Annotated in this window: 18 protein-coding genes; 13 read left to right on the forward strand and 5 right to left on the reverse strand. The window is 67.0% G+C overall.

The features are described from left to right. Positions 1–9 precede the first annotated feature (9 nt). Genes AC1RMY_RS13345 through AC1RMY_RS13355 form a run of 3 tightly spaced genes read left to right on the forward strand, consistent with a single transcriptional unit; the run spans position 10 to position 3,099 of the window. Positions 10–825, forward strand: a complete 816-nt coding sequence (locus AC1RMY_RS13345) for an ABC transporter ATP-binding protein (RefSeq protein WP_492865136.1) — start codon at positions 10–12, stop codon at positions 823–825. Further along, positions 822–1,706 (forward strand): ABC transporter permease, encoded by an 885-nt coding sequence (locus tag AC1RMY_RS13350; protein ID WP_492865138.1) that lies wholly within the window; start codon positions 822–824, stop codon positions 1,704–1,706. The genes AC1RMY_RS13345 and AC1RMY_RS13350 overlap by 4 nt, the downstream gene beginning before the upstream one ends. A 1-nt stretch (position 1,707) precedes the next feature. Beyond that, a complete protein-coding gene (locus AC1RMY_RS13355; protein WP_492865140.1) occupies positions 1,708–3,099 on the forward strand; it encodes an FAD-binding oxidoreductase in 1,392 nt (463 codons plus the stop codon). A 3-nt stretch (positions 3,100–3,102) separates the two neighbouring features. Here the strand turns inward: AC1RMY_RS13355 and AC1RMY_RS13360 are convergent, their stop codons facing one another. Further along, positions 3,103–4,050 carry a hypothetical protein gene (locus AC1RMY_RS13360; protein ID WP_492865141.1) on the reverse strand — a complete coding sequence of 316 codons (948 nt, stop codon included), beginning with the start codon at positions 4,048–4,050 and terminating at the stop codon, positions 3,103–3,105. A gap of 310 nt (positions 4,051–4,360) precedes the next feature. Between AC1RMY_RS13360 and AC1RMY_RS13365 the strand changes: the two genes are divergently transcribed. From AC1RMY_RS13365 to AC1RMY_RS13390, 6 genes are all read left to right on the forward strand, one after another. Further along, entirely contained in the window at positions 4,361–5,509 is a 1,149-nt protein-coding gene (locus AC1RMY_RS13365; protein WP_492865142.1) for an ABC transporter permease, read from the forward strand. 16 nt (positions 5,510–5,525) lie between these two features. Continuing rightward, positions 5,526–6,353 (forward strand): ABC transporter ATP-binding protein, encoded by an 828-nt coding sequence (locus AC1RMY_RS13370; protein WP_492865144.1) that lies wholly within the window; start codon positions 5,526–5,528, stop codon positions 6,351–6,353. 11 nt (positions 6,354–6,364) lie between these two features. Next, entirely contained in the window at positions 6,365–7,510 is a 1,146-nt protein-coding gene (locus AC1RMY_RS13375; protein WP_492865146.1) for an MlaD family protein, read from the forward strand. A 4-nt stretch (positions 7,511–7,514) separates the two neighbouring features. Continuing rightward, positions 7,515–8,120 (forward strand): ABC-type transport auxiliary lipoprotein family protein, encoded by a 606-nt coding sequence (locus tag AC1RMY_RS13380; protein ID WP_492865148.1) that lies wholly within the window; start codon positions 7,515–7,517, stop codon positions 8,118–8,120. Between the two features lie 145 nt (positions 8,121–8,265). Then, positions 8,266–8,694: a MerR family transcriptional regulator gene (locus AC1RMY_RS13385; protein WP_492865149.1), complete on the forward strand. Its 429-nt coding sequence runs from the start codon at positions 8,266–8,268 to the stop codon at positions 8,692–8,694. After that, on the forward strand, positions 8,630–9,028 hold the full coding sequence (locus AC1RMY_RS13390) for a carboxymuconolactone decarboxylase family protein (RefSeq protein ID WP_492865151.1): 399 nt from the start codon (positions 8,630–8,632) through the stop codon (positions 9,026–9,028). Before AC1RMY_RS13385 ends, AC1RMY_RS13390 begins: the two co-directional genes overlap by 65 nt. Before the next feature lie 77 nt (positions 9,029–9,105). Here AC1RMY_RS13390 and AC1RMY_RS13395 read toward each other — a convergent pair whose 3' ends face one another. Then, positions 9,106–14,880, reverse strand: a complete 5,775-nt coding sequence (locus AC1RMY_RS13395; RefSeq protein WP_492865153.1) for an apolipoprotein A-IV repeat region-like domain-containing protein — start codon at positions 14,878–14,880, stop codon at positions 9,106–9,108. A 265-nt stretch (positions 14,881–15,145) separates the two neighbouring features. Between AC1RMY_RS13395 and AC1RMY_RS13400 the strand changes: the two genes are divergently transcribed. After that, positions 15,146–15,484, forward strand: coding sequence for an Hpt domain-containing protein (locus AC1RMY_RS13400; protein WP_492865155.1), 339 nt, complete (start codon positions 15,146–15,148; stop codon positions 15,482–15,484). A 119-nt stretch (positions 15,485–15,603) separates the two neighbouring features. After that, positions 15,604–15,924 (forward strand): 2Fe-2S iron-sulfur cluster-binding protein, encoded by a 321-nt coding sequence (locus tag AC1RMY_RS13405; RefSeq protein WP_492865157.1) that lies wholly within the window; start codon positions 15,604–15,606, stop codon positions 15,922–15,924. Positions 15,925–15,931: 7 nt separating this feature from the next. Here the strand turns inward: AC1RMY_RS13405 and AC1RMY_RS13410 are convergent, their stop codons facing one another. Continuing rightward, complete coding sequence (locus AC1RMY_RS13410) at positions 15,932–17,170, reverse strand: MFS transporter (protein WP_492865159.1); 1,239 nt, start codon at positions 17,168–17,170, stop codon at positions 15,932–15,934. A 228-nt stretch (positions 17,171–17,398) separates the two neighbouring features. Here AC1RMY_RS13410 and AC1RMY_RS13415 point away from each other — a divergent pair, with 228 nt between their 5' ends. Then, a complete protein-coding gene (locus tag AC1RMY_RS13415) occupies positions 17,399–17,821 on the forward strand; it encodes a universal stress protein (protein ID WP_492865161.1) in 423 nt (140 codons plus the stop codon). 6 nt (positions 17,822–17,827) lie between these two features. Here AC1RMY_RS13415 and AC1RMY_RS13420 read toward each other — a convergent pair whose 3' ends face one another. After that, entirely contained in the window at positions 17,828–18,430 is a 603-nt protein-coding gene (locus AC1RMY_RS13420) for a hypothetical protein (protein WP_492865163.1), read from the reverse strand. 91 nt (positions 18,431–18,521) lie between these two features. Here AC1RMY_RS13420 and AC1RMY_RS13425 point away from each other — a divergent pair, with 91 nt between their 5' ends. Continuing rightward, positions 18,522–18,917 (forward strand): nuclear transport factor 2 family protein, encoded by a 396-nt coding sequence (locus AC1RMY_RS13425; protein WP_492865165.1) that lies wholly within the window; start codon positions 18,522–18,524, stop codon positions 18,915–18,917. Between the two features lie 25 nt (positions 18,918–18,942). Here AC1RMY_RS13425 and AC1RMY_RS13430 read toward each other — a convergent pair whose 3' ends face one another. Continuing rightward, a complete protein-coding gene (locus AC1RMY_RS13430; RefSeq protein WP_492865167.1) occupies positions 18,943–20,118 on the reverse strand; it encodes a vWA domain-containing protein in 1,176 nt (391 codons plus the stop codon). Positions 20,119–20,120: the final 2 nt, after the last annotated feature.

The following is a 20,120-nucleotide window of genomic DNA, read 5'->3' on the forward strand; positions in this document are numbered from 1 at the left end:
CATCAGGCTTTGGACACGGCCTATCTGAGCACACCCCATGCCGTTCGCCCCGAGGGCCAGAAGCCCCTGGTCTGCGTGCGCCATGTCTCGAAGCAGTTCGGCAACGGCACGCTGGCCGTCCGCGATGTCAATCTGAGCCTTGGCGCCGGCGAGTTCGTCAGCCTGCTCGGCCCCTCCGGCTGCGGAAAATCGACGCTGCTGCGGATGATAGCCGGCCTCGGCGCTCCGTCGAGCGGGACGATCGAATGGCCGACCACCAGCCATGACGCGGCCGGCGAGCCGCAGCGCGATCTTGGCTTCGTCTTCCAGGATCCGACGCTGATGCCCTGGGCGACCGCGCTCGCCAACGTCATGATGCCGCTGACCTTGAAAGGCGTCCGCAAGAGCGAGGCGCGCGAGCGGGCGGCGGCGATGCTGGCGCTGGTCGGCCTCGCGGGCTTCGAGAAATCCTATCCGCGCGAGCTCTCCGGCGGCATGAAGATGCGCGTCTCAATCGCACGCGGACTGGTGCTGCGGCCCAAGATCCTGCTGATGGACGAGCCCTTCGCCGCGCTCGACGAGATCACACGTCACCGCCTCAACGACGACCTGCTGGAACTGTGGTGGAAAGAGAAGTTCACCGCGGTCTTCGTCACCCATTCGGTCTTCGAGTCGGTCTATCTCTCGAAGCGGATCGTGGTGATGGCGGCGCGTCCCGGCCGCGTCATGGCCGATCTGGATGTGGACGCTCCTTATCCGCGCGACGACCTGTTCCGCACCTCGCCAGAATACGCCCATCTCTGCCGCGTCGTCTCGGGCAAGCTGAAGGAGGCGATCGGCTCATGAGCACCTCGTCCTTCGACACGCCTGCCCCTGCCCATGACGGCACCGACGCCGAGGCGCGGCCGATCTTCGCGACCGAGCAGCGCGTGCTCGGCCTGCCCGCCAGCGCTTGGCCGCGCATCCTCGCTCCGATCGTGATCGGCGTGCTGACGCTCGCGCTGTGGGAGTTCGCCGTCCGCTGGAACGGCATCCCCCCCTATATCCTGCCCGGGCCGCTGCTGATCGGCCAGACGCTGGTCGCCGATTGGGGCACGCTCTCGGCCTCGCTCTGGATCACGCTGCGCATCACCTTCATGGCGCTGGCGGCGGCCGTGATCGTCGGCGTCGCGCTGGCGGTTCTCTTCACCCAGTCGAAATGGCTGGAGATGTCGCTTCTGCCCTATGCGGTGATCCTGCAGGTGACGCCGATCGTCGCGATCGCGCCGCTGATCATCATCTGGGCCGGCGACGTCAATCTGTCGCTGCTGATCTGTGCCTGGATCGTCGCCTTCTTCCCGATCCTGTCCAACACGATCCTCGGCCTCAACTCGGCCGACCACAACCTCGTCAACCTGTTCCAGCTGTATGGCGCGAGCCGCTGGCAGACCATGCGCCATCTCAAGTTGCCGGCCGCTCTGCCATACTTCCTGGCGGGGCTGAAGATTTCGGGCGGGCTGGCGCTCATCGGCGCGGTCGTGGCGGAGTTTGTCGCCGGCACGGGCGGCAGCGCCTCGGGCCTGGCCTATCGCATCCTCGAAGCCGGCTACCAGCTCAAGATCCCGCGCGTCTTCGCGGCGCTGCTGATGATCTCGCTGTCGGGCATCGCGATCTTCCTCGCCACGAGCTGGGTCTCGCATATGCTGCTGCGACGCTGGCACGAAAGCGCCCTGAAGCGGGAGAATTGAGATGAGCGCCGTTCCGGAACGCAAGCCGAGGCCGGTCCAGCCTTCGCGCTACGACATCGCCGCATTGAAGCAGGATCTCGACGGCGTTTCGCTGATCGACGAGCCGCAGGTCGTCCGCAAGCGCTCACGCGACTTCTTCTGGTATTCGCCGATCCTCAACAAGCAGCTTGCCGACAAGTCGGCCGACATCATCGCGACGCCTCGCGACGAGGCCGAGGTCGTCCGCATCGCAGCGGCCTGCGCCAGGCGCCGCATCCCGTTGACGGTGCGCGCTGCCGGCACCGGCAATTACGGCCAGGCAGTGCCGCTCGAAGGCGGCCTGCTGCTCGACATCACCGGACTCACCGGGATCGAATGGCAGAAGCCCGGCATCGTCCGCACGGCAGCCGGAGCGCGCATGCTCGACATCGACATCGCGATGCGGGAAGTCGGCTACGAGCAGCGCATGCACCCCTCGACCAAGCGCAGCGCAACCGTCGGCGGCTTCGTCGCCGGTGGTTCGGGCGGTGTCGGCTCGGTCACCTATGGCGGCCTGCGCGAGCCCGGTAACATCCTCGCTGCGCGCATCGTCACGGTCGAGGAGGAGCCGCGGATCATTGAGCTACGCGACGACGCGGCCCAGAAGGTCAACCGCGCCTATGGCACGACCGGCATCATCACGGCGCTCGAGATGCCGCTGGCGCCGGCCTGGCCCTGGATCGACGTCATCGTCGCCTTCGACGACTACATGGAAGCCTTCCAGGCCGGTTACGAGGTCGCCCTGGCCGACGGCATCGTCAAGAAGCTGGTGACGCCGATCTCGTCGGAGATCACCCCCTATTTCGGCGCGCTGAAGCAGCATTGCCCTGAAGGCAAGAGCATCCTGATCTGCATGATCGCCGAAGGCTCGCTCGGCCCGTTCAAGGCGATCGTCGGCAAGCGCGGCGCGATCACCTACGAGGCGCCCTCCGAGGAGGGGCCGGGCACCGTCCCGCTCTACGAATACACCTGGAACCACACGACGCTTCAGTGGCTGAAGAGCGACCGCTCGATCACCTATCTGCAATGCCTGTTCCCGCATGACCGGCTCGTCGACAGCGCCCGCGAGACGATCGCCAGCTTCGGCGACGAACTGCTGCCGCATCACGAGTTCATCCGATTCGGCGGACGGGTCACGGCGAGCGCGCTGCCGATCCTGCGCTATTCGACACCCGAGCGCCTGAACGACATCATCGCGCAACACGAGGCGTCAGGCGTCTTCATCGCCAATCCCCATGTCGTCTCGCTTGAAGAGGGCAGCCGGCACAAGCGGGCCGATGCAGACCAGCTCGGCTTCAAGCGCGAGGTCGATCCGCAGGGGCTGCTCAATCCCGGAAAGATGACGAGCTTCGTCGCCCAGAAGCCCACCAGCTAGGGATCAGGCGAAATAGGCGACCTTCTTGTCGGCGGGCAGCGCGTCGAGATCGCGCAGGCCCGCCTCGGAGCTCGAGCCCGGCGCGCCGGTCATGGCTGGCGCTTCATGCCCGGCCAGACGCTGCTGAAACGCCGCGAGCGGCGAGGGCCGGTCCATCATGTCGGGCAGCAATTCGTCAGGCGTTTCGCTGAAGACGATGTCGTCGTCGAGCAACTGCATCGAGCCGATCCGGGGCTCCACACCCAGCAGGTCCGCCGCCGACAGCTTGCTGGCGACGGTGGGGGCAGGGAGGTCGTCGATCTCGATGATCTCGATGTCGTCATAGCCGCTCGGGGGCGTGGCCGGGGGCAACTGCAGGTCCAGACTCCGCGCGGTTTCCGCCTTGAAGGGCTCGGCATGCATCGGGGCGGCCGGGCCCAGGCCGGTGACGGCGCGCAGGCTGCTGTCGAGCATCGCGATGGTGTCGGCGATCTTGTCGATCCGCTGCACCGTGCCCTCGACGATCATCGTCGCGGCCGAGATTTCAGCGGCGCGCTGGTCGAGCATGTCGCAGAGCGCCTCGTTGGCGCCGGCCTCGCGCAGGCTCCAGGCGGCCTCCTGCATGCTCTCCGTAGCCCGCACGATTGTGCCTGCTGCGGTCTCGATGCGCGTCGCGAGACCCGAGGCGCGGTCCTCGCCCTTGCCGCTGATGCGTTCCAGGTCGATCCGCAGGTCGGCGATCAGCGCCGCCGCTTCGCTGACGTCCGGCTCAGGTTCCGGTGCGGGCAGCCCGAGGCCGACGACGCGCTCGATCCGATTGATGGCGCCGAGCAGTTGCAGCGTGTCGGCCTGACGGTTGCGCTTGGTGAACTCGGCCATGAACCAGCGGCCACGGGCGGTCTCCATCACCGCGGCCTCGATCGCCTCGTAGTCCGTTTCGCTCAGCGGTGTCAGCGAACGCGCTTCGCTCATGACCAATCTGCTCTTGAAGGACCGGCCGAATCGGATTTCGCCAGCCATGATGCACCATTGCCGACCCTGCCACCGCATTGTTTAACGAAGCGTTCCCGCAGGGAATGCGGAGGCGCGGCAGACCGGCGTCCCAGGTCCGCCTTCGGGAAGCCGACGCAGTGCCTGCGAGAGTTCGCCCGCTGTTGCATCCCTGCCCTTGCCAAGCGCAATTGGCTTGGCGATACAGGCAAAAGGGGTAGGTTGACGCCTTCAGCAGGTGTCGCGGATTGATGCAGGACCGCCACGGCGGGCGAGGGACATCACGCAGACCATGGCGAGCCCTGATACCGCCGAACCGCAAGCGGTCTTCCGTGACGACGCCGGCACGCTGGCGGTGGCGCTGGCCGGCTCTTGGAGCGCTGACCGCGCCCCGCGCATCGAAGGCCTCTTGACCGAGATCGCCGGGCGCGTCGCCGGGGCGTCGCGCGCACGGCTTGACCTGTCGGCCGTGGTCCGTCTCGACACGCTCGGCGCCTATGTTCTCAACCGCCTCAAGCAACAGCAGGAGGAGGCGGGCGCACATATCGAGATCGTCAGCAAGCAGCCGGAGCATGGGGTGCTGCTGCGCGAGGTCGCGGCGCATGATCACCATCGCCAGCCTCCGAGAAACGGTCATTTCAGCGTCGTCGACATTCTCGTGAGAATTGGGGCCGCCGTGGTGCGCTTCGGCCGCGACATGGTCGGCGGGGCGATGTTCCTGGGGGAGGTCGTGGTCAGCTCGACCAGCGTCGTGCTCGGCCCACGCCGGTTTCGCGGCCCTTCGCTGGTCAACCAGATCGAGCTGATCGCCTTCAACGGCGCGCCGATCATCATGCTCATCTCGTTCCTGGTCGGCTGCATCGTCGCCCAGCAGGGCATCTTCCAGCTCCAGAAATTCGGTGCGGCGGCCTTCGTCGTGGACCTGACGGGCATTCTGATTCTGCGGGAGCTCGGGGTACTTCTGACCTCGATCATGATCGCCGGTCGCTCCGGCTCCGCCTTCACCGCCGAGATCGGCTCGATGAAGATGCGCGAGGAGATCGACGCTTTGCGGGTCATGGGGCTCGACCCGATCGAGGTCCTGATCGTCCCGCGCATCCTTGCGCTCGTCATCTCGTTGCCCATCCTGACCTTCATCGCCTCGATGTCGGGTCTCGCGGGCGCGGCGCTGGTCTCCTGGCTCTATGGCGGCATCGGCATCGACACCTTCCTGGACCGGCTGCAATCGGTCATCACCTGGAAGCACTTCGCCGTCGGCCTGACGAAGGCGCCGTTCATGGCCTTCGTGATCGGCCTGATCGCCTCGATCGAGGGATTGGCGGTGAAGGGTTCGGCCGAGTCGCTCGGGCGTCAGGTCACCGCTTCGGTGGTGAAGGCGATCTTCATGGTCATTCTCGTCGATGGCCTCTTCGCCATGTTTTTCGCATCCATCGAGTTTTGAGGGGCATATCCCGGAGATGAGCGAGCAGGCGGTACAGCAGGTCGATCAGACGAGCCCGCGCCAGGCGCCGCAGCCCGAGGCCGTGATCCGCGTGCGCGACCTCAAAGTCGCGTTCGGGGAGAAGGTCATCATGGAGGGGCTCGATCTCGACGTGATGCGTGGCGAGATTCTTGGGTTCGTCGGCGGCTCCGGCCAGGGCAAGTCGGTGCTGACGAGGACCATCCTGGGACTGGTGCAGAAATCGCGCGGCAAGATCGAGGTCTTCGGCGAGGATGTCGATACGCTGAGCTCGGCGCAGCGCCGCGTCCTGGAACGGCGTTTCGGCGTCATGTTCCAGCAGGGTGCCCTGTTTTCGGCGCTCACCGTGAAGCAGAACATTCAGCTGCCGATGCGGGAATATCTGAAGCTGTCTCCGGATCTGCTCGACGAACTGGCGATGGTGAAGCTCGATCTGGTCGGCCTCAGTCCTGATGCCGCTGACAAGGCGCCCTCTGAACTCTCGGGCGGCATGATCAAGCGGGCGGCGCTCGCCCGTGCCTTGGCGCTCGACCCGGAGATCGTTTTTCTGGACGAGCCGACATCCGGACTGGACCCGATCGGCGCCGCCGAATTCGACGAGCTGATCATGACGCTCAAGCAGACTTTGGGTCTGACCGTCTTCATGGTAACCCACGATCTCGACAGCCTTTATTCTGCCTGCGACCGAATCGCCGCGCTCGCGGACAAGCGGGTGATTGCGGTCGGTTCGCTCGCCACGATGCTGGCGTCGGATCACCCCTGGCTGAAGGCCTATTTCGGCGGCGAGCGTGCCTTGGCAAGGCAGCCCGCCCATATGCGAGGATGAGACGCTAGCTAATGGAATCGCGGGCGAACTACGCGCTGGTCGGGCTGTTCACACTTGCGGTGCTCGCTGCGCTGTTTGGATTCGTCTACTGGTTCAACAGCGGCAATGCCGGCGGCCGGCAGGATGTCCGCGTCATCTTCAGCGGCACCGTCACCGGGCTCGGGCGCGGTTCGAGCGTGCTCTTCAACGGCTTTCGCGTCGGCGAGGTCACCCGGATCGAGCTGCGGCCGAACGATCCGAGTCGAATCTATGCGGTGATCTCGGTCGACGCCAACACGCCCTTGCGCGTCGATACGCGCGCCCGGCTCGAGACCGTCGGCCTGGCGACCGGCATCGTCGCGGTGCAACTCGTCGGAGGCGATCCGACCTCGCCGCCTCTAAAGGCGGCGGAAGGGCAGGGGTTGCCCGTGATCGTCGCGGACCGCTCGGAATTGCAGGACATCGTCGAGACCGTCCGCAACATCGCCGCGAAGGCGGACGACACGCTCACCGGGCTGAACAAGCTGGTCAAGGACAATGCCGGCTCGGTCAACAATACCGTCAGGAACGTCGAAAGATTCTCGGCGGCGCTCGGCGACAATTCGGACGGCATCGACAAGCTGATGAAGAGCTTCGGCACGATCGCTGAGACCATCGCCCCGCTGTCGGAGAAGCTCGGCGTGCTCAGCCAGGAGCTGACCGAGATCGTCCGTTCGGTCGACCAGAAGAAGGTCGCGGCGATCGTCGACAACGTCGACAGGTTCACGACGGCACTGGGCGGCACCAGCGGCGATGTCGGCAAGGCGGTCAAGGAGGTCGCCTCGATCACCGAGAAGCTCAACAAGGCGGCCGACCAGGTCGAGGGCGTGCTCAAGAGCGCGCAGGCCTTCCTCAACACGGCGGCCGGCCAGGACGGCCGCAGCGCCTTCTCGGAGGTCAGCGATGCCGCGAAGTCGATCCGCGTGCTCGCCGACAACCTCGACAAGCGAACCGCCGAAATTACCACAGGCATCAGCCGCTTCACCGGGCCGGGCCTGCGCGACATCGAAACGCTGGCGAGCGACGGCCGGCGCACGCTGGGGGATCTGAACCGCACCTTGCGGAGTTTGGAGCGCAACCCGCAGCAGTTCATCTTCGGCGGCAAGCCGCCGCTGCCTCAATATGGTGGATCCCGCTAGACCGATGACCCAGGTTCCGCCCGCGCCGAAGCCCCGTCTCCGCAAACCTGCTGTCGTCGCGCTGGCGTTCGCCGCCGGCGTGTTGCTTTCGGGTTGTGGCGGCGGCAGTGCGCCCACCACATATGACCTCACCGCGCCGCGTGACTTCGGCCGCATCGGCGGCTCGCGCGCGACTTTGATGGTGCAGGAGCCGACCACCGTCCAGGCGCTCGATTCCGACCGTGTCATCGTCCGGGATTCGAGCGGCGCGCTGTCCTTCCTTGGAGGGGCGCAATGGGCCGACCGCGTGCCCAAGCTGGTGCAGGTCCGGCTGATCCAGACCTTCGAGAACGGCAGCAGGCTGGGCTCGGTGGCGCGCCCCGGCGATCGCGTTACGCCCGAGGTGCAACTGCTCACCGACATCCGCAGCTTCAATATCGACACCGCCAGCGGCATGGCCGTCGTCGAGATCACCGCCAAGCTCGTCGGCGACCGTACCGGCGACATCCGTCGCGCGAAGCTATTCTCCGCCCGTGTCCCGGCGGGTGCGGTGGATGGGGCTGGCGCCGCGCAGGCGCTCGACCTGGCGCTATCGAAGGTGCTGATCGAGATCGCGCGCTGGGCGCGCTGATCCCGCAGGCGCCCATCGGCAGGGCGGTTCTTACGGCTTGGCTTGGCACGGGCTTGACTTGGCACGGGCTTGACTTGGCACGGGCTTGACTTGGAGTGCGCTCGAAGCGGTACCTGTTCCGGCGTCGAAAACGGAAGAGGCCGTCATGAAGATCGGCGAACTGGCCAGGCGCTGCGGATTGAGTGCCCATACCATCCGCTATTATGAGCGGATCGGGCTCCTGCCCTATGCCGATCGCGATGGCGGGCGGCAGCGTGACTACGATGCGTCCATCCTGGTCTGGATCGAATTTCTCCATCGTCTGAAGACGACGGGAATGCCGATCCGCGACATGCTACGGTATGCCGCGCTGCGCGAAGCGGGCGACACGACCGATCGCGAGCGCCGGCTGTTGCTCGAGGCACATCGCGTGGTCGTCGCAGCCCGGATCGCCAGCCTTCACGATTCCCTCTCCGTCCTCGATGCCAAGATCGCCGGCTATGGCGAAGCGGAACGAAGGCTCTCCACGCATGCTCCATCCATCGAATCCGAACCCAGACGACCGTTACACGCGCGGACAGCGCGCGCTCGCTGAGATAGACGGCGCTGCCGGGCAGGCCGTCATCGACGCGTTGGCCGATATCGCTCCCGATTTCGCCCGGTATGTGCTCGAATTTCCCTTCGGCGACATCTATTCGCGACCGGGCCTTGATCTGCGCAGTCGCGAGATCGCGACCATCGCCGCGCTGGCGGCGCTGGGCCATGCCGCGCCACAGCTCAAGGTCCATATCCGCGCCGGTTTGAACGTCGGCCTGACGCAGGCGGAGATCATCGAGGTCCTGATCCAGATGGCCGTCTATGCCGGGTTTCCCGCGGCGTTGAACGGCCTCTTCGCCGCGCGCGAGGTGTTCGCGGCCGAACCGGCCTGAGGCTGGGACACTTTCGAAAACAAAAGGGCCGCCCGAGACGGACGGCCCTTCGTCGTCATGTGACGTTGGCGCTCACCTCACTCGAAGCGCCCGCTCGCATGGGCGAGCATCGTGTAGACCTTGCCGGTCTCCGAGGTCAGGTAGGTCTTGGCGACCAGCGAGTCGCGGTCGTCCTTGGCGGCTTCCGCCAGCAGGCGCTCGAACTCGTCGATATAGCGGTCGACGGTTTCCTTGAACTCGGCATCGCGCCGATACTTCCGGCGGATCTCGTCGAAGGTCTGCTGGCCCTGCAGCGTGTAGAGGCGGCGCGTAAAGACATTGCGCTCGCCGCGCTTGTAGCGGTCCCACAGCTCGACCGCAGCGTCATGGTCGATCATCCGGGCGATATCGACCGAGAGCGAATCGAGCCGCTCGATCGAATGCGCCGTCGGCTTGGGGGCCTCCGGAGCCTTGTCCTCGCGCGAGGCGCGATTGAGCAGGTCCGAGAGCCAACCGCTCTTGGCGGGCTGCTGGGCCTCCGGCGCAGGCTGGCGGCGTGCGTTTTCGGGTGCCGGCGCCGGGGTCGGGGCAGGGCGCGCGGCGGGAGCCGCCGGCCGTGCCTCGGCACGTTGCGCAGGTGCGGTTGGCTCTGGCGCTGCGTCGAGCGAAGGCCGCAGCTGCGGCTCTGCGGCCGGAGGACGAGGCTGGGTCACGGTGGTGTAGGCCGGCTCGTGTCGGGGCAGGGCCGCCGCCGGGGCCGAGCGCCGGCTCTGGCCGGCGTCGACCGGCAGGGAGACGTCGCTGCGCCGGCCCGAGCGGGTCACGATCTCGGTGAGCTCGTTCAGCGCCTTGATCTGCTCGGCGACGACACGGCGCATGGCCGAGGTCGATTCCTGCGTCTCGCGCGGCAGGTCGAGCACGCCGCGCTTCAGCTCGGCCCGCGTCTCCTCCAACTCGCGCTGGATCTCGGCCGCGACGCCGCGCATCTCCTGCGCCGCGCCCTGGAAGCGCTCGGTCACCTTGGCGAGTTCGCTGCCGACTTCGTTCGAGACCTGCTCATAGGCCTGGCGCAGGGCCTGGGCCGTACGCTCGCGTTCCTTGCCGGTCGTGCTGCGGATCAGCTCGAACTGCTGCGCGATCGCGCTGGTGGTGGCTTCGGCGGAATCGCTGAGCACGCCGCCGATCTGGCGCGCCCTGGCTTCCGCGGTGCTGAGCGACTCGTCCAACAGCGCCGCGAAGGAGCGCGTGACGGATTCGACCTCGTCGGTCCGGTGGGCGATCAGGCCGTGCAGTTCCTCGAGCGAGTCCTTGCGCTCGGCGAGCGCCTTACCGACGCGCGCCTCGACCTGCTCCAGGCGGGTCGCGACCGAGTGCAGGGCGGCCGTGCTGGCCTGGGTGACCTCGCCCAGCGAATGGCCCTTCTCGTCGAGCTGGCCGACGAGCGTGGCGGTTTCGCGCAGCGTGCCCTCGGAGAAGGTCTTCAGCTCGGTGACCTGCGCCGCGATCTGCTGTGAGGCCTTACCGGTCTCGTCCATCACTGTGGCGATCACGCTCTGCAGATCGCCGAGGCGAGCCGAGAGCCCGCCCTCGACGGCGGCCAGGTTCTTGTTCGCGCCGTTGACGATCTGCTGCATGAGCTTGTTGGCCTCGCCGAGGCGGCTGAGCATGCTGCCGAGCTCGCCGCGAAGCTGCTCGTTGGTGCTGACCAGGGCATCGACCGACTGTCGCGTACCGTGTTCGAGCGTCTCGCGCAGTCCGCTCGACGAGGTGTCGAGCGCCGTCGTGATCTCGCTGCCGCGTTCGCGCAGCCCCTCGATGATCGAGGAACCGCGGCTCTCGATCGCCCGCACGACCGTCTCGCCGACCATGGCGACTTCGTTGGCGATCGACTCGCCGCGCTGGCCGAGCGCGGCGACCATGCCGCCGCCCTTGTCCTCGAACAGCAGGCGCAGGGCTTCCGCCCGGTCGCCGAGTGCGGTTGCGATGGCGTCGCCGCGTTCGCCGAGCGCCGTGACCATGCCACCGCCCTTGTCGTCGAACAGCACGCGCAGTTCTTCCGCCCGCTCGCCGAGCGAGGCCGAAATCGCGTCCGACTTGGTCTGGAGCGTGTCGGCGATCTGCTGGCCGCGCGTATCGAGCGTGCCGGAGACGGTGTCGAGCCGGTTGACGACGCGCTCCTCGAAGCGCGCAACGCTGCGGTCGAGCGTATCGGCGATCTGGAGGGCACGGCCGCCGAGCGTGGCGTTGATCGTGTCGGCCTTGTCGCTGAGTGTGCGGGTCAGCGACTCGCTCTTGGAGGTCACGACCTCGCCGATCTCGTCCGCCTTGGCCGCCAGCGCGCGGGTGACCTCGCGGCCGCCCTCCGCGAGCACCCGGGCGATGTCGACCGTGCGCTCGACCAGGGCCTCGTTCAGCGCCGTGGCGCGCGAACCGAGATTGCCGTCGATGCGGGCGATCAGGCCGTCGAGCGAAGAGGCGATCTCGGCGCTCTTGGCGCCGGAACGTTCCTCGAAGAGCTTGATCTGGCTCTCCATGGCGTCGGTCGCTTCGCGCGTGCGCTCGGCCAGGATCTCGGCAGCCTCCGTCGCGCGGGCTCCGACCCGGTCGGCCAGCGCCATGCCGTCCTCGCCGATCAGCCTCTCGACGCTTGCGATGCCGGTCGTCACTGCGTTGGTCAGAGCCTGGGTGTCGTTGGACAGGCGATCCGTGAGTTCCCCGCCCTTGTGGAGGATGACGTCCTCGAATGCGGCGAGGCGCGAGCCGAGCGCCGTTTCGACGTGGCGGCCCTGATTGTCGAACAGCTCCGCGAAGGCGCTGAGGCGGTTGCCGATCGATGTCTCGATCTCGCGACCCTGCTCGTCGAAGAGCTTGTTCAGCGCGTCGTGACGATGGGCGAGCGCTTCCGTCAACGCCTGGGCGCGGCCTTCCACCGAACGCAGCATCGACTCGGCATTGGCCGAGAGCGCCTCGTTCACGCGTCCGCCCTGCTGCGTCAGTGCCAGCACGATTTCCTTGCCAGTGCCGGCAAGGAGGGTGCGCGCCTCCTCGGCATGGACCGTGAAGGTCTCGCGCAACCCTTGCGTCGCTTCCGTCACCCGGTCCGCGACCTCGCGGCCGTCGACGTTGATCGTCTCGGTCAGGGCGCGGGTGGCGTCGTTCATGCGGCGCGCCAGCTCCTCGCTCTGCTCGCCGAGCAGGGTGTGGACCTCGCGGCCGGCACTGACGAGGTCGCGCAGCAGCGTCTCGCGCTGCTCGCCGAGCAGCGTCCCGACCTGGTCCCCGGTTTCGTTCAGGCGGGTCAGGAAGCCGCTCTGCTGCTGCTCCAGCGCTGCCTGCGCGGCTTCGCTGGCGCTCGTGAGCCGGGCCGCCAATGCAGCGCCGCGCTCGTCGAGCCGCTGGTCCAGACTCTCGCCGGTCTCGGCCAGGCGGCTGATCAGGGCGCCGCTGCGCTCCGCCAGCACGCTATGCACCGAGCGGCCGACATCCGCGACGCGTGTCACCAGCGCCTGGCTCTCATTGCCGAGCAGATCCTTCACCTCGAGCCCGGTCTGCGACAGCTTCACGGTCAGTGCAGCAGCCTGCTCGTCGAGCAGGGCGCCGACACGCGCTCCGGTCTCGGACAGGCTCGATGCCAGCGCATCGGTCTGCGCCCCGATCAGGCCCTGGGCCTGATCGCCGGCAGCGCCGATGCGCAGCACGAGTGTCTCGCTCTGGCCGTCGAGAAGCTTGGCGACATCCGCGCCGGCTCCTGACACGCGCGAGACGAGGGCCTCGCTCTGCCCGACCAGGAGGTTGGCGACGTTCGCGCCGGTGCCGGAGACGCGCGAGACGAGCGTGTCGCCCTGCTCGGCCAGCAATCTGGCGACATCGGCGCCGGTGCCGGAAACCCGGGTGACCAGCGTCTCGCTCTGATCCGCGAGCATCCGGACGACATCCGTGCCCGTGCCCGAGAGACGCGAAACCAGCGTTTCACTCTGGTCCGCGAGCAGCTTGGCCACTTCCGAGCCCGTGTCCGAAACCCGCGAGACCAGGCTCTCGGCCTGCTGGCCGAGCAGCGTCTGGACGGTTTCGCCCGTTTCCGACAGGCGCGTCACCAGCTTGCCGCCATGATCGTCGATCACGGTCTGCAGGCCCTCGGTGACGGAGGCCACGCGCGTCGCCAGAACCTCGCCATGACGTCCGACGGTCTCGCCGAGCGAACGGCCGGCGTCGTCGACGCGCAGGATGATGGCATCGCTGCGTTCGCGCAGGACGTCGTCGACCGTGCGGGCGGTATCGTTCAGGCGCGAGACGAGCGCCTCGCTCTGTGTTCCGATCAGCGTGTTGACGCTCTCGCCGACCTCCAGGAGGCGCGAGGCCAGCATCTCGTTCTGGCGGGTGAGCAGGCCGTTGACGCCGCGCCCGACCTCGGCGAGGCGGGTGGTGACGCTATCGCCTTCCGCGGCGAGGGAACTGCGCAAGCTCTCGCCGGTCTCCGCCAGGCGCGTGCTCAGCGCCTCGCTCTGGCTCTCGATCAGCGCGACCATGTTGCGGCTGCTGGACTCGAAGCGCTCGGCGGCCTCGTTGCCGCGCGCCGAAATGTCCTGCGCGAGCGCCTCGCCGGTCGCCCGCAGGCTCTCGTTCACGCCGTCGACGCGGGCGGCCAGGTTGTCGACGACCTGCGAGCCGGTTTCCGTGATGGCGCGCGTGACGTCGCGAGCGCCGATGGCGAGGCCTTCGGTCAGCGCGGCGCCGGTGCGCTCGAGCGAGGACGCGATGTCGCGGGCACGCCCGTCGAGCAGGGTCGACAGGCTCTCGCTGGCGCCGGACAGGCGCTCGCTGACCTCGCCCGACGTCACCTGCAGACGCTCGACCAGTTCGCTGCCGCGGCCGCTGATCTCGTCGATCATGCGCTCGCCGGCGCGGCCGAGCGCCAGGGTGATCTGGTCGCCCTTCTCGCCGAGCGAGCCGGTGACCCGGTCGCCGGCCTGCGCGACCGCCTCGGCGATCGTGCGGCTGGCGAGATCGAGATCCTTGGACAGGCCTTCATGCGCGCCGCTGATCGCGAATTTGACGCGCTCGGCGTTGCCGACCACGGCCTCGCGCTGGGTCACCAGTTCGTCGATCAGCGAGCGGAGCCGGATCTCGTTGTCGGCATAGGCTCGCTCGAGCGTGGCGATCTCGCCGCGCACGATCGTCTCCAGCTCGCCGGCGCGCGCCACCGCGCGCTCGATGCCGTCGCCCATGGCGGCGACCTCGCGGCGGATGGTCTGGCTCAGCGACAGCACGGAATCCGCGCCGACCACCTCGGGCTCGGCCAGCCGCAGGGCGACCTCGGTCATCGCGCGCGAGACAAGGCGCATCTCCTGTGTGCGGCGATAGAGCGCTGCGAGCACGAAGAAGAAGACGACGGGCGCGCCGACGGCGAGCGCCAGCAAGGTCCATTCGCCGACGCCGAAGGCAGAAAGACGCTCGCGCAGACCGCCATCGACCGAGCCGAAGCGGTTGAGCAACACGAAGGCGGCACCGCCGAGCCAGGCGAGCGAGGCGAGTGCTGCGAACCAGTAGGGCTTGGCGGAGGGGCGAACCGAAAAGGCCTGGACGAGCGAGCTGGAATCACGCCGGTCGTCATTGGCGACGCGGCTGGTGTCGGGCGCGATCGTGGCGCGCGGCGGGGTCGGCTGGGCGGCCGGGGACGATGCGGCGGTCTGAGGCGCGGCCGGCTCGACGCGAGGCAGGTCGAGCTTGAGATCGTTCTCGGTGGCGGCGGGCAGCTTCGGCTCGAAAGCAGGATCGCCGTCGGTCTCGGACTTCGGCTGATCGAGCCGGAGAGCCTCTTCGATCGCCGACATGGCGGCTTCGGTCGGGTCTTGGAGCTTCTTGGGCCGATTCATGGGTACCGCCTCGCCACGCTACTGGGACAGGAGCCTGATCGTGATCGCCGCGCCCGCGCGGACCGCCTCTGGTCCTTGCAAGGGGAGAAACACTGCGCCCATCGTTTACCAATTGGAAGGGTAGTGGACGCTCTAAGCCTTGGGAACCCGTTTAAGGCGCCGATTCACAAACGTCGTTAACGCCTCATTCACCATGAAGGCGCTTGGTAGAGGCTGGCCGCGCCATCTCTGCGGTGCCGGCAGATCCTTCAATACCGAGCCGACAATGCCCCAGACCGCCATCGATCTCGACCATCTCGCCCGCCAGACCGGCGGCGACCTTGAACTTGAACGCGAGATACTCGCTCTCTTCGCCCAGCAATGCGTGCGGCATCTTCGCACGATCCATCAGGCCGAGGACGCCAGGGCCCGGATGGACGCCGCCCACACGCTCAAGGGCGCAGCGCGGGCCGTGGGCGCCTGGCAGGTCGCCGACGCTGCCGACGCCATCGAGCGCCAGCTCGCCGAGCCGAATCCCCGCGGCACTGAGGCCGCCATGGACACGCTCGCGCTGGCCGCCGCCGAGGCGCGTGCCGTCATCTCCCGGCAAGACTACGCCGCCTGAGCGTAGCGCCGGTTTGATCCGGACGCTGGCGACTGCGGCCAAAAGCCCTTTCCCGAGCGGTTGGAAATGATCTAAGGCGAAACGCCGTCGCCGACCTTTGCGCGCCCCTGGAGTTCATGATGCCGCAGATCACCTTCATCGACGCCCGGGGCGAAAGCCGGACCGTCGAGGGCGAAGCCGGAGCGACGGTGATGGAGGTCGCCATCCGCAACGGCGTTCCGGGCATCGAGGCGGAATGCGGCGGCGCCTGCGCCTGCGCCACCTGCCATGTCTATGTCGACGACGCCTGGGCGGAGAAGACGGGCACGCCGGAGCCGATGGAGGAGGACATGCTCGACTTCGCCTTCGACGTGAAGCCCACCTCGCGGCTCTCCTGCCAGATCAAGCTGCGCGCCGAACTCGACGGGCTCGTGGTCCGCACGCCGGCGCGCCAGGGCTGACGATCCGCTATTCGGCTGCAGCCGCGACCGGCGGCGCCATCACCGTCTCGTGGCCCGGCACCGGATGGCGCGGCACGAGGAAGGCCAGCACCAGCGATACGCTCGCCACCGCCGAGCCGATATAGAAGACGATCGCCGGGTCCTTCAGCCAGATCAGGCCGAAGGTGACGGGCAGGGCGACCGCCGCGATGTGGTTGATCGTGAAGGCGACGGCCGAGGTCGGCGCGATGTCGGCGGGGTCGGCGATCTTCTGGAAATAGGTCCGCTGCGCCAGGGTCAGCGTGAAGAATACGCCATCGACCACGAAGAGGGCGCCTGCGACATAGACGCCCCAGCCGGCGAAATGGCCGTGGCTCGCCAGCGCGTAGCCGACGAAGACGACGATCAGCGAGACATTCTCGATCTGGATGGTGGCGCGTTCGCCGATCCGGCCGACGAGATGCCCCAGCATCGGCCCCATGAAGGTGTTGATGCCATAGGTCGCGAGTAGCAGCATGGCCGTCGCGGAGACGTCGTAGCCGAAGCGCTCGACCAGGAGGAAGCCGCCGAAGGCCATGAAGATCTGCCGGCGCGCGCCCGACATGAAGGTCAGCGCGTAATAGAGCCAGTAGCGCTTGCGCAGCACGAAGCCCTTGTTCTGCGGCACCGCGCCCTGGAAGCGCGGGAACGCCAGCCAGGCCAGCAGCGAGAGCGCGACCACCAGAATGCCGGACGCCAGGAAGAGTGCCACATAGCCGGGCTGGAAGACCCGCCAGATCACCGCGATCGCACCGAAGGCGAGCAGTTGCGCCGTGGCCGAGGCTCCCGCGATCCGGCCGAGCAGGCGCGGAGCCTCCGCCTTGGGCAGGAGCTGGAGCTGCAGCGATTGCTGGGCGGTCTCATAATAGTGGAAGCCGAGCGACATGATCGTGGTCGTCAGCAGCAGGCCGCCGAGCGTCGGATAGAAGCCGGTGATGGCGACGCCGACGCCGAGCGTGACGAGGCTGAGATAAGCCAGGAGCTGCTCCCGCATGATCCAGAATAGGACGATCGCGGTGAAGGCGAGGAAGCCGGGGATCTCGCGCACCGATTGCAGGATGCCGATATCGGCCCCGGTAAAGCCGGCCGCTTCCTTGGCGAAATTGTTGAGCAGCGCGCTCCAGCTCGCATAGCCGAGCCAGTTGATGAAGGCCAAGGCCATCAGGAAGGTGGTCGGCGAGCGCAGGAGCGCGGTGAAACCGCGCGGGCTGGAGGCGGTGTCCGTCATCGGGAGACCTAGCGGAATATGCGACCCGGCCGGGCGCTTCGACGCACGAGGGATATTCGTGCGCCGCCCCTCTTAGAGCAGAGGAACGCGCCGGTATAGCGGCGGGCGCGGCGCAAACAGCAATCTGAGCTATAATGAGGCGCGCGCCGACACGCCGTTTGCGCTGGATCATCGCGCCAGGGACGACACATCATAAGGTAACGCTGCCACGCTACGAGGGAGAGCACGATGTACAAGTCGATTCTGGTTCCCGTCGATCTCGCCGAGGCCGAACTGGCCGAACCCGCGATTGCCGCTGCCGTCTCCTTCGCCAAGATTTCCGGCGGCACCGTAAGGCTGGTCTATGTCCGCTCGCTCGTGCCGATCACCTACATGGAATTCGTGCCGGCCGATTTCGACGCCGAGCAGCAGGAGGATGCGGAAGCCAAGCTCGCCGCCATCGCCGCCAAGATCGACCTGCCGGAATCGCAGGTCTCGGCGAAGGTCCTGATCGGTTCGGTGCATGGCGAGGTGCTGGCCGAGGCCGATGCCAGCGGCGCCGACTTGATCGTCATCGGTTCGCATGAGCCCGGCATGCTCGCCTATGTCATCGGCTCGAACGCCTCGGCGATCGTGCGGCGCGCCAAATGTTCGGTGCTCGTCGTCCGGTAGACGAAGTCAGGCGGCGGGGCGCCCCGGCACGAGATCGTCGGGCACCTCGCCACTGGCAAGCTCGCGCGGACGGTTGAGCATGACCATCGGCCGGACCTGCCAGAACGATGCCGCCGTGAGCAGCAGCCCGAGCAGCCCGGTCGCGTGCGTGCCTTGCAGGAAGGCGCGCCCGGTGAAGAAGAAGAGCATCAGCATCGACAGGGTGCTGACCGCGGCCAGCGCCAGCCAGAACGCAAAGGGCTTGCCGGCAACGAAGCGGGCACGCGGATTGGCCCGCGCGATCGCGGCCGCCAGCGCCGAGACGAAGGCGTGGTAGCCGGCGTCGTTGCGGTCCATGTCGGTCAGCGAGCGCCAGGACAGGTTGCCGAAACTGACGCTCTTCCCGTCGCTCAGCCTCAACTGCGTCTTGAAGCCCTTCGAACTGACATTGCTCGGAGCATAGACGAAGCGGACCTGCTCGACAGCCGCCAGCCGGACGTGGCTGATCTTGCGGGTGGTGTCGATCTCGAGCGTATCGCCGTCAATTCGGTAGGTGATTTCGAAGCCGACAGGCCTCGGGCGCTGGCGCCAGGACGGGGGAGGGGTGTCGTCGGGGTGATGGGGCTGCATGCGGGGAGCCTTAGCGGCTTGCCTTACACTTGTCTCTGGCTATCAAAGCCGCGATTGCTTGTTCAGTTGTAGTGGCCAAGACGAGGCGGCGATGAGCGAAGCGAATGATGCCAGCGCGGAAGGCGTGGCTTTGTTGACCTTGCTCAGAACGCAGGAGGAAAAGCTCCTATCCACAGATCAGCGCGCGTCACCCGAGGCCGTCGCTGAACTGCTTGCCGACGATTTCGTGGAATTCGCACGATCCGGCGGCATCTATGATCGCGACCAGACGATCGCCGCGCTTGCTGATGAAGGGCCTGCCCACGTCAGGAAAGCGTTCAATTTCGAGATGAGCTTGCTTGGCGAAGGGGTCGCTCTTCTGACTTATCGCTCCACACGGCAATCAGCCGCCGACCTGGAAGAACAACACGCGTTGCGGAGTTCGATCTGGATGCGGGTTGGGGGACGTTGGCGGATGCGCTTTCACCAAGGCACGCCGATCCGCTAGCTAGCCCGTTCCTTCCAATTTCAGGCTACCGTGCCAGCACCTTCATAGCGCCGTCCAGTCCGTCGAGCGTCAGCGGAAACATCCGACCGCCCATCAGGGAGCCGATCTGGCGGATCGACTGGGTGTAGCTCCACAGATGCTGCTGCACGGGGTTCAGCCAAACCGATTTCGAGAATTTGCCAGTCAGCCTCTCCATCCAGACCTCGCCGGCCTCCTCGTTCCAGTGTTCGACCGAGCCGCCCGGCATCGCGATCTCGTATGGGCTCATCGAGGCGTCGCCGACGAAGACGACGCGGTAGTCGGCCGGATAGGTCCGCAGCACGTCCCAGGTCGGGATCATCTGGTCGTGCCTGCGCCGGTTCTCGCGCCAGACCCGCTCATAGGGGCAATTGTGGAAGTAGAAGTGCTCAAAATGCTTGAACTCGGCCCGCGCCGCCGAAAACAGCTCCTCGGCCAGCTCGACATGCCAGTCCATCGAGCCGCCGACATCGAGGAAGAGCAGCACCTTGACCGCATTGTGCCGTTCCGGCCGCAGCTGCACGTCGAGATAGCCGTGCTTGGCCGTCTCGCTGATCGTTGAGTCGAGGTCGAGTTCCTCGGCCAGCCCGGTGCGCGCGAATTTGCGCAGGCGGCGCAAGGCGATGCGGAGATTGCGCACGCCGAGTTCGCGGCTGTCGTCGAAATCCTTGAACTCGCGCTTGTCCCAGACCTTGACCGCCCGGAAGTTGCGGTTGCCGTCCTGGCCGATCCGCACGCCCTCGGGGTTATAGCCATAGGCGCCGTAGGGGGAGGTGCCGGCGGTGCCGATCCACTTGTTGCCGCCCTGATGGCGACCCTTCTGCTCGTCGAGGCGCTGTTTCAGCGTCTCGAACAGCTTGTCCCAGCCGAGCGCCTCGATCTGGGCTTTTTCCTCGTCTGTCAGGAATTTCTCGGCGAGACGGCGCAGCCATTCTTCGGGAATGGCGGCCTCCTCGACGGCCTGTCCGAGCGTCTCCATGCCCTTGAAGACTTGGGCGAAGACCTGGTCGAAACGGTCGAGATGGCGCTCGTCCTTCACCAGGCAGGTGCGGGCGAGATAGTAGAATTCATCGACCCGGTGCTCGGCCAGATCGGCATCGACGCCTTCGAGCAGCGCGAGATACTCCCGCAGCGTGACGGGGACCTTGGCGGCGCGCAGATCGGTGAAAAGGCGCAGGAACATCG

The organism is Allobosea sp. GW822-FHT03F07, assembly GCF_058801345.1.

Excerpts from the sequence above, each read along its gene's own strand:
- AC1RMY_RS13420 (WP_492865163.1), bottom strand. The coding sequence starts at position 18,430 with ATGCAGCCCCATCACCCCGACGACACCCCTCCCCCGTCCTGGCGCCAG.
- AC1RMY_RS13410 (WP_492865159.1), bottom strand. The coding sequence starts at position 17,170 with ATGACGGACACCGCCTCCAGCCCGCGCGGTTTCACCGCGCTCCTGCGC.
- AC1RMY_RS13390 (WP_492865151.1), top strand. The coding sequence starts at position 8,630 with ATGCTCCATCCATCGAATCCGAACCCAGACGACCGTTACACGCGCGGA.
- AC1RMY_RS13370 (WP_492865144.1), top strand. The coding sequence starts at position 5,526 with ATGAGCGAGCAGGCGGTACAGCAGGTCGATCAGACGAGCCCGCGCCAG.
- AC1RMY_RS13395 (WP_492865153.1), bottom strand. The coding sequence starts at position 14,880 with ATGAATCGGCCCAAGAAGCTCCAAGACCCGACCGAAGCCGCCATGTCG.
- AC1RMY_RS13355 (WP_492865140.1), top strand. The coding sequence starts at position 1,708 with ATGAGCGCCGTTCCGGAACGCAAGCCGAGGCCGGTCCAGCCTTCGCGC.
- AC1RMY_RS13380 (WP_492865148.1), top strand. The coding sequence starts at position 7,515 with ATGACCCAGGTTCCGCCCGCGCCGAAGCCCCGTCTCCGCAAACCTGCT.
- AC1RMY_RS13415 (WP_492865161.1), top strand. The coding sequence starts at position 17,399 with ATGTACAAGTCGATTCTGGTTCCCGTCGATCTCGCCGAGGCCGAACTG.
- AC1RMY_RS13360 (WP_492865141.1), bottom strand. The coding sequence starts at position 4,050 with ATGAGCGAAGCGCGTTCGCTGACACCGCTGAGCGAAACGGACTACGAG.
- AC1RMY_RS13405 (WP_492865157.1), top strand. The coding sequence starts at position 15,604 with ATGCCGCAGATCACCTTCATCGACGCCCGGGGCGAAAGCCGGACCGTC.
- AC1RMY_RS13365 (WP_492865142.1), top strand. The coding sequence starts at position 4,361 with ATGGCGAGCCCTGATACCGCCGAACCGCAAGCGGTCTTCCGTGACGAC.
- AC1RMY_RS13350 (WP_492865138.1), top strand. The coding sequence starts at position 822 with ATGAGCACCTCGTCCTTCGACACGCCTGCCCCTGCCCATGACGGCACC.
- AC1RMY_RS13425 (WP_492865165.1), top strand. The coding sequence starts at position 18,522 with ATGAGCGAAGCGAATGATGCCAGCGCGGAAGGCGTGGCTTTGTTGACC.
- AC1RMY_RS13385 (WP_492865149.1), top strand. The coding sequence starts at position 8,266 with ATGAAGATCGGCGAACTGGCCAGGCGCTGCGGATTGAGTGCCCATACC.
- AC1RMY_RS13400 (WP_492865155.1), top strand. The coding sequence starts at position 15,146 with ATGCCCCAGACCGCCATCGATCTCGACCATCTCGCCCGCCAGACCGGC.
- AC1RMY_RS13375 (WP_492865146.1), top strand. The coding sequence starts at position 6,365 with ATGGAATCGCGGGCGAACTACGCGCTGGTCGGGCTGTTCACACTTGCG.
- AC1RMY_RS13430 (WP_492865167.1), bottom strand. The coding sequence starts at position 20,118 with ATGTTCCTGCGCCTTTTCACCGATCTGCGCGCCGCCAAGGTCCCCGTC.